At 43.5% G+C, this 15,363-nt stretch carries 11 protein-coding genes and 1 tRNA gene; 2 read left to right on the plus strand and 10 right to left on the minus strand.

All coding sequences use genetic code 11. The features are described 5' to 3' along the window. Window positions 1–334: 334 nt before the first annotated feature. The 9 genes from PR799_RS09335 to glyQ form a co-directional block, all read right to left on the minus strand. Window positions 335–1,033, minus strand: a complete 699-nt coding sequence (locus tag PR799_RS09335; RefSeq protein ID WP_272521819.1) for a HAMP domain-containing protein — start codon at window positions 1,031–1,033, stop codon at window positions 335–337. 195 nt (window positions 1,034–1,228) lie between these two features. Beyond that, on the minus strand, window positions 1,229–2,239 hold the full coding sequence (dppF, locus tag PR799_RS09340) for a dipeptide ABC transporter ATP-binding subunit DppF (protein ID WP_272521820.1): 1,011 nt from the start codon (window positions 2,237–2,239) through the stop codon (window positions 1,229–1,231). Next, window positions 2,236–3,216 carry a dipeptide ABC transporter ATP-binding protein gene (gene dppD / locus PR799_RS09345; RefSeq protein ID WP_036948618.1) on the minus strand — a complete coding sequence of 327 codons (981 nt, stop codon included), beginning with the start codon at window positions 3,214–3,216 and terminating at the stop codon, window positions 2,236–2,238. Before dppD ends, dppF begins: the two co-directional genes overlap by 4 nt. A 12-nt stretch (window positions 3,217–3,228) precedes the next feature. Next, complete coding sequence (dppC, locus tag PR799_RS09350; protein WP_036948615.1) at window positions 3,229–4,131, minus strand: dipeptide ABC transporter permease DppC; 903 nt, start codon at window positions 4,129–4,131, stop codon at window positions 3,229–3,231. 11 nt (window positions 4,132–4,142) lie between these two features. Next, window positions 4,143–5,162: a dipeptide ABC transporter permease DppB gene (gene dppB / locus PR799_RS09355; RefSeq protein WP_036948611.1), complete on the minus strand. Its 1,020-nt coding sequence runs from the start codon at window positions 5,160–5,162 to the stop codon at window positions 4,143–4,145. A 176-nt stretch (window positions 5,163–5,338) separates the two neighbouring features. Next, entirely contained in the window at window positions 5,339–6,949 is a 1,611-nt protein-coding gene (gene dppA, locus PR799_RS09360) for a dipeptide ABC transporter periplasmic-binding protein DppA (RefSeq protein ID WP_154626465.1), read from the minus strand. A 722-nt stretch (window positions 6,950–7,671) separates the two neighbouring features. Then, a tRNA-Pro gene (locus tag PR799_RS09365) sits at window positions 7,672–7,748 on the minus strand. A gap of 231 nt (window positions 7,749–7,979) precedes the next feature. Next, window positions 7,980–10,049, minus strand: coding sequence for a glycine--tRNA ligase subunit beta (gene glyS, locus PR799_RS09370; RefSeq protein ID WP_272521821.1), 2,070 nt, complete (start codon window positions 10,047–10,049; stop codon window positions 7,980–7,982). Between the two features lie 9 nt (window positions 10,050–10,058). Next, the gene (gene glyQ / locus PR799_RS09375; protein WP_006659589.1) at window positions 10,059–10,967 is read right to left on the minus strand and encodes a glycine--tRNA ligase subunit alpha; all 909 of its coding nucleotides are present in this window, start codon (window positions 10,965–10,967) and stop codon (window positions 10,059–10,061) included. A gap of 201 nt (window positions 10,968–11,168) precedes the next feature. Between glyQ and PR799_RS09380 the strand changes: the two genes are divergently transcribed. Together PR799_RS09380 and PR799_RS09385 are read left to right on the plus strand one after the other, a co-directional pair. Then, the gene (locus tag PR799_RS09380) at window positions 11,169–11,732 is read left to right on the plus strand and encodes a DNA-3-methyladenine glycosylase I (RefSeq protein ID WP_154626461.1); all 564 of its coding nucleotides are present in this window, start codon (window positions 11,169–11,171) and stop codon (window positions 11,730–11,732) included. A gap of 205 nt (window positions 11,733–11,937) precedes the next feature. Then, window positions 11,938–13,194 (plus strand): valine--pyruvate transaminase, encoded by a 1,257-nt coding sequence (locus PR799_RS09385; RefSeq protein ID WP_154626459.1) that lies wholly within the window; start codon window positions 11,938–11,940, stop codon window positions 13,192–13,194. Window positions 13,195–13,413: 219 nt separating this feature from the next. Here PR799_RS09385 and PR799_RS09390 read toward each other — a convergent pair whose 3' ends face one another. After that, on the minus strand, window positions 13,414–15,072 hold the full coding sequence (locus PR799_RS09390) for a putative transporter (protein WP_154626457.1): 1,659 nt from the start codon (window positions 15,070–15,072) through the stop codon (window positions 13,414–13,416). Window positions 15,073–15,363 lie beyond the last annotated feature (291 nt).

Consider the following 15,363-nt stretch of genomic DNA (forward strand, 5'->3'; position numbering starts at 1 on the left):
TATCCTTGTATTTAACCGTAAACAGCAACAAAAAAATTAACGAAAAACGCTAATTGACTCGGTTAAGCGATATAGTTTGGCTTCATCAAAAATTTGATTATCACTATACCCGAAAAAAACATCGTTGCATGTTATTGAGATCATTGGACTGCACTCACTACACTAAGTCGCTACGTTGATCACTAAAATACATCTTGAATACCGCCATCTCAATGGAGGATGTTTTGTATTTTTGAACACTATAAATAGCGAGAGCCGCCTGAATCTTGTCACTAACAATATGATAGGTATGTGTAATGATATTAGACCACAAACCTTATAACATGTTCATGGCTTAATCTGAATTTTGTCGTTTTATTTGACGATGATAACCTTTCGCCAATAACCCTATCTCATCATCTTGATGATATTGAGAAACTTCCAAATGGTCGACGTGTTGATTTGCTTGCAACTCCCCCGCCATTTTACGCAGTGGGCGTACAATCATGCGGCTCACACACCACGTCATTGCAATAGAGATAATCAGCGCTAGCAGCAAATACGTTGTCGTTAACAACGCAAATGTGTTGAGTGCAAAACGATAAACCCGGTTAGAATCCACTTGTAACGTCAAATAACCTTGAGGTTTCGCTTGTGGCGCCATCGTGCCATAGGCATACAATGGGACAGTCATCTCCACCGGAATACCAATCAGCGGTAAAGACCATTCAGGGATCGGTTTCGGCGTGGCAAAGCTTAAATTCATTACCGTCGCATTATCCACCGTCACAATGGCTTTTCCCATAATCCCCGAGGTTTTCAGGCTCACAAGTAGCCTTTTGGCTTCGTTTAAATCGGAACTAAGTAGCGAATCCGTCAATGGTTTTTGGACTTGAACTACGGCATTACTCAGTTGATTTAAATAATCTTGTTTGCGCTGTTCTAAGAGGTAAGTAAATTGAATGGACAAAAAAAGTGCAAGAAAAAGCAACGTAATCACAAAGAATACGATCATGCTCTTAAACGTGAGTGAACGTTGGACACGAGTGTTCATTTCCCACAACCTTCCTAATCAAGCTGCTTTTTAAAGAAAAAATCGGACAAACAGTATACTTGATTTTCCGTATAAAAGTGCAGCTTTAAAAAAGAAAGATCACTTATTTAGGATAAGCTCCAAATTAACCGCTAAAGTGAGTAAATACAGCATGAAGAAACGGCAGAAAGTCTGCTTTTCTGCCGTCTAAAGTGATTAATTTGCGACTATTGCCTGCTTTTCGTCTTCATCAACGGCAAAACAAGCGACTAACTGCTCACGGTAGTTTTTCAATGCTGGTTGAGATTGCGTGCATGGACCAAAAGCGCGTCGGCAACGTGCTGCAAACGCACACCCCGGAGGCGGATTCATTGGGCTCGGTAATTCTCCCGTTAATTTGATCCGCTCACGGCGCTGGTCAGGGTTCAAGCGTGGTGTCGCTGAAAGCAGCGCTTGAGTATATGGGTGCTGAGGATTATTAAAAATCTGCTCTTTAGTCCCTTTTTCCACACAACGCCCCAGATACATCACCATCACTTCATCCGCGATATGCTCAACCACCGACAAATCGTGGGAAATGAACACATAGGAAAGTCCCAATTCTTGCTGTAAATCCATCATCAGGTTCAATACCTGAGCACGTACAGACACATCCAACGCCGATACTGGCTCATCCGCCACCACGACATCCGGATCCAACATCAATCCACGGGCGATAGCGATACGTTGACGCTGCCCACCAGAAAACATGTGTGGATAACGACTATAGTGCTCTGTTTTCAAACCTACTTTTGCCATCATCGACAACACTTTTTCTTTGCGCTGCTCTTTCGATAGCGAGGTGTTAATCAATAAAGGCTCTTCCAAAATTTGCCCGACTTTTTTACGCGGGTTCAACGAACCATACGGGTTTTGGAAGACGATTTGGATTTTTTGACGACGTAATTTCTCTGCCGCTTTATCTTTAATCAGTAAGTTTTGATCACGATAATACAGTTCACCGTCTGATGGCTGCTCAATCATCGTTAACAGGCGCCCAAGTGTGGATTTCCCACAACCCGACTCCCCAACCACGGCTAATGTTTTCCCTTTTTCTAGTTCAAAAGAGACACCATCAAGCGCTTTGAGTGTTTTCTCCTTCGAGAAAACGCCGCCTTTCACAGAATAATATTTTTTTAAGTCCACCGCTTTTAAGAGCGGCGTTCCTTTGGCTTGTTGCTCACTCATAGCGTTGGTCTCCCCATATCATCCAGTGGCATGTGACATTTCACCTGACGGTCACCAATGGTTTGTAACGCAGGCTCTTCTTGGCGACAACGATCCGTTGCATACGGGCAACGCGGGTTGAGCAAGCACCCTTCAGGGCGGTCATACTTACCGGGTACAACACCCGGCAAGGAAGCTAAACGTGATTTGTTACTAGCAAACTCAGGCAGTGCACGCAGCAATGCTTGGGTATAGGGGTGTCTTGGATGTTTAAAAATATCCTTCGCTTTCGCAGACTCAACCACTTGCCCTGCGTACATCACGATAATATGGTGCGCGGCTTCCGACACTAACGCTAAGTCATGGGTAATCAGTACTAGCGCCATATTTTCTTGTTGTTGTAATTCCAACAATAATTCGATGATTTGCGCTTGAATGGTCACATCAAGCGCCGTAGTGGGTTCATCGGCGATCAACAACTTTGGGCGACACGCAATCGCCATCGCAATCATAATTCGCTGACTCATTCCACCAGATAACTGGTGTGGATAGACGTCAAGGCGCGATTGAGGATCAGGAATTCCCACCATGTTTAGCAGATCAATTGCCCGCTGTTTACGGGTGCTTCGATTGCCCCCTTGGTGTACTTTTAACGCTTCCATAATTTGATAACCGACTGTAAAGCACGGGTTCAAACTAGTCATCGGGTCTTGGAAAATCATGGCAACATCTGCGCCGACAATTTGACGACGCTCTTTTTCAGGGATGGACAATAAATCACGTCCATCAAATTGCAACGATTTCGCCATCACTTTGCCGGGGTAATCAATTAACCCCATGATAGCCAGTGAGCTAACTGATTTACCTGAACCTGATTCACCGACGATCCCCACCACTTGCCCTTTCTCAACTTGGTAGCTGATGCGGTCAACGGCGCGAAACGGGGTTCCTTCGTCACCAAAGTGAACGGAAAGTTCTTCTACATTTAACAATGCCATTAGATTACCTCATCACTGCTTGAGTTTTGGATCAAAGGCGTCACGTAAACCATCACCCATCAGGTTAAACGCTAATACCGTTAATAAAATTGCTAATCCAGGGAACGTGACAACCCACCATGCGCTTTGTGCGAACTGCAACACATCAGACAACATAGTTCCCCATTCTGGAGTTGGTGGCTGCGCCCCCATTCCCAGAAAACCCAGTGCAGCCATATCTAAGATGGCATTCGAGAATCCTAAAGAGGCCTGTACAATCAGTGGTGCCAGACAGTTAGGTAAAATATTGACGAACATTTGACGCAACGCCCCTGCACCCGCCACTCTCGAGGCAGTCACATAGTCACGATTCACTTCTACCAGTACCGCAGCTCGTGTTAAACGAATATAGTGCGGTAATGCCACAAAGGTTAACGCTATCGAGGCATTGACAATCGAGGGACCGAAAATAGCCACCAAGACTAACGCTAACAGTAAGCTTGGCAGAGCCAACATAATGTCGACTACACGCATAATCAGCGCATCCACTACACCGCCAAAATAACCCGCGATCACCCCAATCGTTACCCCCATAATCAGGGATAACACCACCACGAGACAGCCCACTAATAACGAGAGCCTTGCTCCGTACATTAGGCGAGATAATAAATCGCGCCCGACATCATCCGTGCCAAGAATAAACTCCCATGACCCCCCTTCTTCCCAGACGGGTGGCGTCAACAATGCCTGACGGAATTGCTCATCAGGAGCATGAGGCGCTAATACCCCCGCAAGGATCGCAATTAACACCATTAAAATGATGTAGAACATCCCCACGACCGCGCCTTTGTTGCGCTTAAAATAATGCCAAAATTCTTGTAATGGTGTCATCGGCTTCGGGGCGCTGACAGCTTTCGACTCAGTTGTTTGAGACATGTTTGCGCTCCTTATTTCTTATGACGAATACGTGGGTTAACAATGCCATACAGCACATCAACCACTAAGTTAACGAAGATAATCAACGTTGCGACCAGTAAGACGCCACCTTGAACCACTGGATAATCTCGACGTTGTAATCCTTCAATTAACCAACGACCTAACCCCGGCCATGAGAAAATGGTTTCCGTCAAAATGGCACCGGCGAGCATCACACCGACCTGCAGACCAATTACCGTGACAACCGGCAGTAATGCGTTACGCAGGGCGTGAATTAAAATCACGCGAGCACGGCTAACACCTTTGGCTCTCGCCGTACGAATATAGTCTTCCCCTAATACTTCCAGCATCGCCGAGCGAGTCATACGCACAATCACAGCCAGTGGAATGGTTCCGAGTACAATGGATGGCAAAATTAAGTGTTCCACTGCATCTTTGAAGTCTCCCGCTTCCCCCCAAATTAGGGTATCAATCAGCATAAAGCCCGTGAGCGGATTCGAGTCATCAAGGAAAACGGTGTCACTTACCCTTCCCGCAACGGGAGTGAGATCCCACTGAACAGAGACCAGCATGATCAACATGATCCCCCACCAGAAGATCGGCATAGAGTAGCCCGTTAATGAAACACCGATCGCCGTGTGATCGAAAATTGAACCACGTTTAACTGCCGCTAAAACCCCGACAGGGATACCAACAGAAACCGCAAAAATCATGGCGCAAGTGGCTAGTTCTACGGTAGCTAAAAAGCGAGGTAAAAACTCTTCCCAAACGCCGATTCGGCTTTTTAAGGAGATCCCTAAGTCGCCATGCATTATGCCGTTCAGGTAATGGAGGTATTGTTTCCAAAGTGGCTGGTCGAGTCCTAATTCAGCCATTAAATAAGCGTGTCTTTCTGGGGATAATCCGCGTTCACCCGCCATAATCATGACAGGGTCGCCTGGGATCATGTGAACGAAAGCAAAAGTAAGTAGCGTGATACCGATAAAGGTGGGGATCACGAGCCCGAATCGTCGGAGGATAAATTGCAGCATATCCTGAGTCTCTTTAATAATGCCGTCGACGGCTCTTAGTCCGCTTGGCTGGTCAGAAAAACAACGTTTTCATCTGCTCACAAATAACTAAATTTATCTGCATCTTCTGAACGTCAGAGGAGAAAACGCCCTCCGCTGCAAAGAGGCAACGAAGGGCATTTACAGATTAAAAACAATTACTTATCAATGTCTACGTTTTCGAAGTGGTGTTTACCTAACGGATCAACCACGTAGCCTTTTACTTCTTTACGCACAGGCTCAAACACGGTGGAGTGAGCGATGATCAGCGCAGGCGCTTGTTCGTTCATGACCACTTGAGCTTGTTTGTACAGTTCGACACGTTTGTTGTGATCAGATGTCATACGTGCCGGCTGGATCACGTCTTCAAAGCTTTGATTACACCATTTAGAGTAGTTAGAACCCTGTTTTTTCGCGGCGCAGCTGAATAAGGTCGCGAAGAAGTTATCAGGATCACCATTGTCCCCTGTCCAACCCATCATCACCGTTTGAGGCTCGCCGCTCTTAGCACGTTTCAGGTATTCACCCCACTCGTAGCTAACCACTTTCGATTTAACGCCGATTTTCGCCCAGTCAGCTTGGATCATTTCTGCCATTCGACGAGCATTCGGGTTATATGGACGTTGAACTGGCATTGCCCACAGGTCAATTTCAAAACCTTCTGGGAAGCCCGCTTCCGCCAGCAATTTTTTGGCTTTTTCTGGGTTATATTCGGTATCTTTAATCGCGTCGTTGTAACCCCACATAGTTGGTGGAATTAAGTTTTTCGCTTTTTGACCCGCACCTTGATAAACCGCTTGGATAATGGCGTCTTTGTTCACTGCCATCGACAGCGCTTGACGAACTTTTTGGTTATCCAGTGGTTTTTTCTCAACGTTGTAAGACAGGTAGCCTACGTTCAGACCTGGCTGCTCCAACAAGGTAATGTCTTTATCTGCTTTCATGCGCTCTAAGTCTGCCGGGTTTGGATACGGCATCACTTGGCACTCATTTTTTTGCAGTTTTGCATAACGCACTGACGCGTCAGGGGTGATAGAGAAGACTAAACGGTCAATCTTCGGTACTGTGCCCCAGTAATCTTTGTTTGCTTTGTACAGAATACGAGAATCTTTCTGATACTGTTGCAGTTCAAAAGGCCCTGTTCCGATTGGGTTCAGGTCAACTTTCTCTGGGGTTTTTGCCTTCAACATTTGATCAGCATATTCCGCTGATAAGATTGATGCGAAGTCCATTGCCATATCCGCTAAGAATGGTGCTTCTGGGCGTGTTAATGTGATACGGACGGTGTTGTCGTCGACTTTCTCAACTTTGTCGATGATTTTATCCATGTCCATTCCCATAAAGTATTCATAGCTGCCGCCAGAAACTTTGTGGTATGGGTGGTTTGGATCTTTTTGGCGCATGAACGTGTAGATCACGTCATCCGCATTTAAGTCGCGGCTTGGTTTGAAATCTTTATTGGAGTGCCATTTCACGCCTTTACGCAGGTGGAATGTGTACACTTTACCATCGTCACTGACTTCCCAGCTTTCTGCTAAGCCCGGCTCAATTTCAGTTGTACCCAGCTTAAATTCAACCAAACGGTTATACAGAGGGATTGAACTCGCATCATAAGTTGTTCCAGAGGTGAATAACTGCGGGTTAAAACCTTCAGGTGAACCTTCAGAACAATAAACCAGTGTTTTAGCCTGTACTGAGGCTGATACCGCTAAAGCAGCTAATGTTAAGCCTACCGCCAATAAACCTGTCTTTTTCATCGAGAGCGTCATTGGTAATGCTCCTGTGGTGTATGTTGTTTTATCGAATACTGAAATCCATCTTGGATAAGACAGATGCCGTATCTGTATTTTTTGTTATTCACTGTGCAATTAATCAACTGGAATACATTTCGTCAATAGCATTATTCACTGTAACAATTTCGCTTAAATAACATTTTTCGAATAATTTTGGTGTAAATATAGCCTTATATGTTACAAAAATGTTTATTTTATAGCGATTATAACCACAGAAACATTACTGGATAGATTTTTATAAGGACGTTAATTATTTGTATATTTGTGATTAAGTGCTGAATTACTGAGCGGAAATAGTGGGCAATACAAAAAATTGCAACATAAAACGCTAAATAGGATTCACATGAAACTATTTGTTAGCTGATTGTTTTGCATGTTTTTTATACTAAAAAGAATTATTGGCGGATTTATATATCCTCTTACCATTTTCAGGGGATCACGGGGGAAAATACCAATCACATTATGAAAGCGGGTTTTGATTAGCGGACTTGTTTTGATAGGTAGGCTTGTTTTGATAGGTAGGCTTGTTTTGATAGGTAGACTTATTTTGTTCTGAGGCGCTTAGCTTAAAAGCAATGGAAAGCTTATTAATACGTCATGTGCATTAAATGAGCGCAATAGTCGTCACTAAAAGTGAGCTGGAAAATGAGAGAGATAGAAACGAAAAAACCCACCTCAATGAGGTGGGTTTTAGAATTTGGTCGGCGAGAGAGGATTCGAACCTCCGACCCACTGGTCCCAAACCAGTTGCGCTACCAAGCTGCGCTACTCGCCGAAAACGGTGTGAATAATACTGCCAAGAATGGGGATCGTCAACCCTATTTTTCGCTAAAACCGTTCGTATGCTGATAAAACCATCAAAATGGTATGGTTTCTTATTTTTACGTCTATTTTTGGGTAAAAAATAAGCGCTAAAAATATTTTAGCGCTTATTTATCCCAATCATTGGGAAGGTCATATTTATGCAATTATTTTCTAAATCAAAAATAACCGACTAAAAATCAACCTATTGAAGCAGTGAAATATCTGCTACTTTTAAGAATAGCTCGCGAAGCTGGCTTAACAGTGTTAAACGGTTATTCCGCACAGCAGGATCTTCATCCATCACCATAACGTTCGCAAAGAACTCATCAACCACTTCACGTAAAGAGGCTAACTCAACGAGTGCTTCTTGGTAGTTACGTTCAGCAAACATTGGCGCAAGCTTGTCTTGCAGTACCACAACGTGAGTCGCTAACTTCACTTCTTCTGGTGTTTTCAGTACAGACGCTAACACGCTATCAGCGAGTTTCTCCTCTGACTTACTCAGAATGTTAGAAACACGTTTGTTAGCAGCTGCCAGCGCTTGTGCTTCTTCTAAAGAACGGAAGTGAGTCACTGCTTTAACACGCGCATCGAAGTCAGCTGGCTGAGTTGGGCGACGTGCTAATACGGCTTGAATAGTGTCAATGCTGTAGCCTAGTTCTTGGTACCAAGAACGGAAGCGACCTAGCATGAACTCAACCACATCTTCCACGACATTTTTGTTAGTTAGTTTATCGCCATACAGACGCACAGCCTCTTGGGTCATTTCCACAAGATCAAGCTGATAGCCTTTTTCAACGATAATACGTAACACACCTAATGCCGCACGGCGCAGAGCGAATGGGTCTTTATCCCCTTTCGGATGCTGGCCGATACCGAAAATACCTGCGAGGGTATCCATTTTTTCTGCTAATGCTAATGCCGCAGAAACATCGGTAGATGGCAGTTCATCCCCCGCAAAACGCGGTTGATATTGTTCTTTCAGTGCAAGAGCAACATCTTCTGACTCACCGTCATGGCGAGCATAGTGCATACCCATGACACCTTGAGTGTCTGTGAATTCAAAGACCATGTTGGTCATTAAGTCACATTTAGCCAGTAAGCCTGCACGAGTTGCGTGATTTACATCCGCACCAATCTTGCTTGCAATCCAACCCGCTAACGCTTCTAAGCGGTCAGTTTTATCACGCAGAGTACCTAGCTGTTGCTGGAACAGAACGGTTTCTAAACGTGGTAAGTTATCTTCTAAGCGCTGCTTACGGTCAGTTTTGAAGAAGAATTCCGCATCCGCTAAACGCGGGCGAACAACTTTTTCGTTACCGGAGATAATTTGCTGAGGATCTGATGACTCAATATTCGCCACGAAGATAAAGTTCGGCATTAACTTGCCTGCATTATCATAAACAGGGAAATATTTTTGGTCGCCTTTCATGGTGTATACCAGTGCTTCAGCAGGAACTTCTAAGAATTTCTCTTCGAATTTTGCTGTTAATACTACTGGCCATTCAACCAAAGAAGCCACTTCTTCAACTAAGCTGTCGGTTAAGTCTGCTTTACCGCCCAACGCCTGAGCTGCTTTTTCTGCATCGGCAATAATTGTCGCTTTACGCTCAGCGTAATCTGCGATTACTTTACCGCGAGTGCGTAAAATTTCTGGGTATTGTTCCGCGTTATCGATAGTAAATTCAGCTTCACCCATAAAACGGTGACCGCGAATAATACGATCGCTCTTAATACCAAGAATTTCACCCTTCACAACATCGCTACCCAGCAGTAATGTCACAGTATGTACAGGACGTACAAACTGAGTTTCTTTATCTGCCCAGCGCATTAATTTAGGAATAGGTAATTTCGCCAGTGAACGGCTAACCATATCAATCAATAATTCGCTGACTGGCTGCCCTTTCATTTGTGCGCGATACAGTAACCATTCGCCTTTATCGGTAGTTAAGCGTTCTGCTTGGTCAACGGTGATCCCACAGCCACGCGCCCAACCTTCAGCTGCTTTTGTTGGTTTACCTTCAGCATCAAATGCTTGGGAAATTGCAGGGCCACGTTTTTCAACTTCGCGATCTGGCTGAGCCGCGGATAAGTTTTCCACTTTCAGCGCTAAACGACGAGGTGCAGCAAACCAGTTCACTGCACCATGAGCGATATCTGCACCATCTAATTCCGCAGTAAAGTTAGCTGCGAATGATTCTGCAAGAGAACGAAGAGCCTTCGGCGGTAACTCTTCTGTACCGATTTCCACTAGGAAAGTCTGTTGAGTCATGACAGCCTCTTAGTTCTTATGACACATAGGGAAACCCAGCGCTTCACGAGAAGCATAATAAGCTTCTGCCACCCCTTTCGTCAGGGTACGGATGCGTAAAATATAGCGCTGGCGTTCTGTGACTGAAATTGCCTTACGGGCATCCAGTAAGTTAAAGGTATGAGCCGCTTTTAAAATACGCTCATAAGCCGGAAGTGGCAGAGGCGTTTCTAAAGCAAGCAGATATTGAGCTTCTTTCTCATACTCTTCGAAGCACTTGAATAAGAACTCAACATTGGCATGTTCAAAGTTATACGTGGATTGCTCAACTTCGTTTTGGTGATAAATATCGCCATACGTGGTTTTACCCAGCGGGCCATCACACCAAACCAGATCGTACACGCTATCAACGCCTTGAATATACATAGCAAGACGCTCAAGACCATAAGTGATTTCACCGGTAACAGGCTTACACTCCAAACCACCCACTTGCTGGAAGTAAGTGAACTGAGTCACTTCCATACCATTTAACCAAACTTCCCAGCCCAGACCCCAAGCACCCAGTGTTGGGTTTTCCCAGTTATCTTCCACGAAGCGGATATCATGGACTGTTGGGTCAATACCAAGTTCTTTTAATGAACCTAAGTACAACTCTTGGATATTGTCAGGTGAAGGCTTAATGATCACCTGAAATTGGTAATAGTGCTGTAGACGGTTCGGGTTTTCACCATAGCGACCATCAGTTGGTCGGCGAGATGGCTGAACATAAGCTGCCGCGATAGGTTCTGGACCTAAAGCGCGCAAACACGTCATTGGGTGTGAAGTACCTGCGCCGACTTCCATGTCCAGTGGTTGAACAATGGTACAGCCTTGGCGCGCCCAGTAATCCTGTAATGTCAGGATAAGACCTTGAAAGGTTTTGGTATCAAACTTTTGCATGTTAGATCCGCACGCGATACGTGAAATTTAAGAAAGTGACCAGTATACCCTTTGACCGCCAGATATACAGCAATGAATACGCCTGTAACCATTCTAAAAAGAAAAAAAATTAATTTCATCCCTTTAAAACTGTATTTTTATACAGTATAAAGATTCTATTCTTGCCCACAAGCTGAACATTATTAGAAAAAGGATGAAAAAATGGAAACTTCAGTTACTCGCTGTCATTGGGTCAATCAAGATCCCGAATATATTGCCTATCACGATAATGAATGGGGAAAACCCACCAAAGATAATCAAGAATTGTTTGAAATGATCTGCCTCGAAGGTCAGCAAGCAGGGCTCTCTTGGTACACCATTTTGAAAAAGCGCCAAGGGTACCGAGAGCTGTTCCATCAGTTTGATCCCGAAAAGATTGCCATGATGGATGAAAAAGACGTAGAGCGGCTTATGCAAGACTCAAGGATCATTCGTAATCGATTAAAAATTAACGCGATTATTGCTAACGCCAAAGCTTATTTAGCGATGAAAAACCAAGGAATAGATTTTTCTACTTTCATTTGGGGCTTTGTGAACCACCAACCCATCGTCAATAAATGGACTGAATCCGCACAACTTCCTACAGAAACAGAGCTTTCTAAGACGTTGTCTAAAACACTGAAAAAACATGGCTTCAAATTTGTAGGCTCTGTGACTTGCTACGCCTTTATGCAAGCCACCGGGATGGTTAATGACCACCTTGTAAATTGTTGCCAATATCGATAAATCAAAATTTATCGATGGAAACTGAACACATAACAACATAAATAAACTAAGCTTAGTCAATAAGTTAATCCAAAAAACCAATTTATTACCTATGTTTGACATTTTATATGAAAAAGAACTGCAATTAAGCTATTGAACTCTAGATAGGAGCGCGGTATGTTGGAAATTCCATTAACAACCTAATAAACAAATGTGAATAAATACAATGAATTTCTCTAAATTTGGTAATAAATTTGCTCAGAATTCAGGTATTTCAGAATTAATGAAAGACTTGAATGAAGGCCTCAGAACCCCCGGCGCTATTATGCTTGGCGGTGGAAACCCAGCTCATATCCCTGAGATGGATAAATATTTCCAAGACCTCCTCGCTGAAATGTGTGCCAATGGGCAATTAACCGATACCTTGTGTAACTATGATGGTCCTCAAGGCAAAGATGCCATGTTGAAAGCGCTAGCAGCAACTCTAAAAGCGAAACTAGGCTGGGATATCAGCGCGAAAAATATTGCGCTAACAAACGGCAGCCAAAGTGCGTTTTTCTATCTATTTAACCTACTTGCTGGTCGCTTTGAAGATGGTATCTCTCGTAAAGTTCTTTTCCCAATTGCCCCTGAATATGTGGGTTATGCAGATTCTGGACTTGATGACGACCTTTTTGTGGCAAATAAGCCGCAAATTGAGTTTTTACCTGATGGGCAGTTTAAATATCACGTTGATTTTAACACCCTTGAAATTACTGAAGATATTGGCGTTATCTGTGTATCTCGCCCAACCAATCCAACAGGGAACGTGATCACTGATGAGGAAGTTCTGCATCTTGACCAATTAGCTAAGCAACACAATATTCCATTATTGATTGATAATGCGTATGGCGTTCCCTTCCCCGGTATTATCTTTAGCGAAGCCACACCATTTTGGAATGAAAATGTCATTCTGTGCATGAGCTTGTCAAAACTCGGTCTACCAGGAACTCGTTGCGGGATTATTATTGGTAGCGAAGAGTTAATTGATGCCATCAGTAATATGAATGGCATTATTAGCCTTGCTCCGGGAGGTATCGGTCCAAGCATCGCGCTTGAAATGCTACAGCGTGACGATTTGTTTAAGCTTTCTCAGAATGTTGTTGGGCCATTCTATAAGCAGCGCGTGGAAGAAGTGATAAAGATCATTCGCCGCTATATTCCTGAAGATAAATGCCTAATTCATAAGCCTGAAGGCGCTATTTTCTTATGGTTGTGGTTTAAAGACCTGCCGATTAGTTGTTTAGAGCTCTATCAACGCTTAAAAGCACGTGGTGTGTTGATGGTTCCGGGACATTACTTTTTCCCAGGACTTGAAGAAGATTGGCAACATGCCCATGAATGTATGCGAATGAACTATGTGCCTGAACCAGAAAAAATTGAGCAAGGGATTCAAATCCTTGCTCAAGAATTAGAAAAAGCCTATCAAGAATCTGAACGCTGAATCTAGAAATTGAGTTAAAAAAAGCCCTTTCTATTGAGGAAAGGGCCAAAATTAGCGAGAACTCCATAATTGAAATCGAATATATTTGTTCACGACAAATTTTATTCGCGGTTATTAAACCACTTTTTTGATATCAGTTATGGCGAGAACAAAGACCAATTACACCCTTATATAGACGGATACTTTTTCTCCACACCCTATTCCTTTCATAACTCACAATCATAATGCCCAAAATAAGATGGCTAACAACTGCGGCGAAATAATGCGTAAAAACATGGCTAAAGGGTATACCGTGGCATAAGAAAGAGCCGGTGCTCCGCTGGTTGGGTGGATATTATTTGCAAAAGCTAATGCTGGCGGATCTGTCATAGACCCAGCCAACACACCGCATAGGCTTAAATAATTCATTTTGCCGAAAATACGAGCGACTAAGCCGGTGATAAACAGAGGAATAAAGGTAATTAATAGCCCATAGCCAATCCATGTAAGCCCATCCCCTTGAATAAGAGTTTCAATAAAACTCCCTCCCGAATTCAGTCCTACAACCGCTAAAAACATCACAATACCAAGCTCTCTCAACGCTAAATTTGCACTTGGTGGCATAAACCAATACAGTCGGCCAATGGTACCTATTCGCCCAAGAATCAAAGCAACAACTAACGGCCCGCCCGCTAAACCCAACTTCAATGCAGCAGGAAAGCCCGGTACAAATATCGGTAACGAGCCTAAAACAACTCCCAAACCTATCCCAATAAATACCGGCAGCATCTGGACTTGCTGTAATTTCTGTTTCGCGTTTCCAAGTATTGCAGTAACCGCTTCAATTGATTCAGGACGACCAACAATATTGAGAATATCACCAAATTGCAGTACGGAATTGTTGTTTGCCATCAGGTCAATCCCTGTCCGGTTCAAACGCGTTACCACCACATCATATTTCTGCTTGAGATTCAGCTCTTTTAAGCGTTTACTTAGTACAGCGTCATTAGTCACGACCACTCGAACAGAATGCAATACAGAACTGGAAGTTGATAATGACGCTTCAACCTCTTCACCAAGAATGAGGCGAACTTTATTTAAATCCTCTTTTTGCCCAACAACATGCAGTAAATCCCCAAGGTGTATTTCTGTCGTCGGTTGAGGTACCACCATCATTTCCCCGCGTTTTAGCCGCGAGCAAACAATATCTTCGCTGCCAAGCATGGGTATATCTTGCATCATCAAGCCATCAAGATTGGTATTGCGCACCGCGATGTTCATCGTTTGCAGTGAGTCACGATGCTGAACATTCGCACTATTGAACTCCGCGGCTTCTTTATCTACTGAGATACGGAAGACAATACGAACTAGCCACATCACCAGCAAAATACCGCAGATTCCCATCGGGTAAGCCATCGCATACCCCATTCCCATTTGTCCCACCAAACTCGGGTCTGACCCTAAATCAGATAGAATTTGCTGCCCAGCCCCTAACGATGGCGTATTCGTGACTGCGCCCGAGAAAATGCCCAAAATAATCGGTAGAGGGATATCTGCAATTTTATAGATAATAGCGGTAACGACTGCCCCTAAAATAACCACCATCAAGGCAAAGCCATTAAGTTTTAAACCAGAAACACGTAAAGAAGAGAAAAAACCGGGTCCAACTTGTATCCCGATGGTATAAACGAAGAGGATCAAACCAAATTCTTGAATAAAATGCAGCATGTCATTATTGAGAGACAAGCCATAACTTCGCGCAAAATGCCCAACAATAATTCCACCAAAAAGAACCCCGCCAATCCCTAAGCCCACATTGCGGATTTTCCAATTACCTATCCATAAGCCTAGTGCGGCAGCTAATGCTAATAAACTGACTGTAAGCGCTAATTCACTCATAGACCGCTATCCTTTTGACAACAATGAACCAAAATACGGGACATACGGAGTTATTACATTTGCAACTGAATCGATTGTGCCAAATAAACACAGAGGAAGTTGTGTGATAGAGCACAGTTCACAGCAATTCAATTGAGCAATTTTATACTTTAGTTAAAAACAATTTAATTGCTAATTATTAACATCACCGACATAAAATAATACAAAAAAGAGCTATTATTCAGAGGGTATCTTAAATAATAATAGGGTCGTTCGATTGTGAATTTTTAGTTTTTAGTTATTATGATCTCT

It is taken from the genome of Providencia sp. PROV202, from assembly GCF_028479565.1.
Lineage (GTDB): Bacteria > Pseudomonadota > Gammaproteobacteria > Enterobacterales > Enterobacteriaceae > Providencia > Providencia zhijiangensis.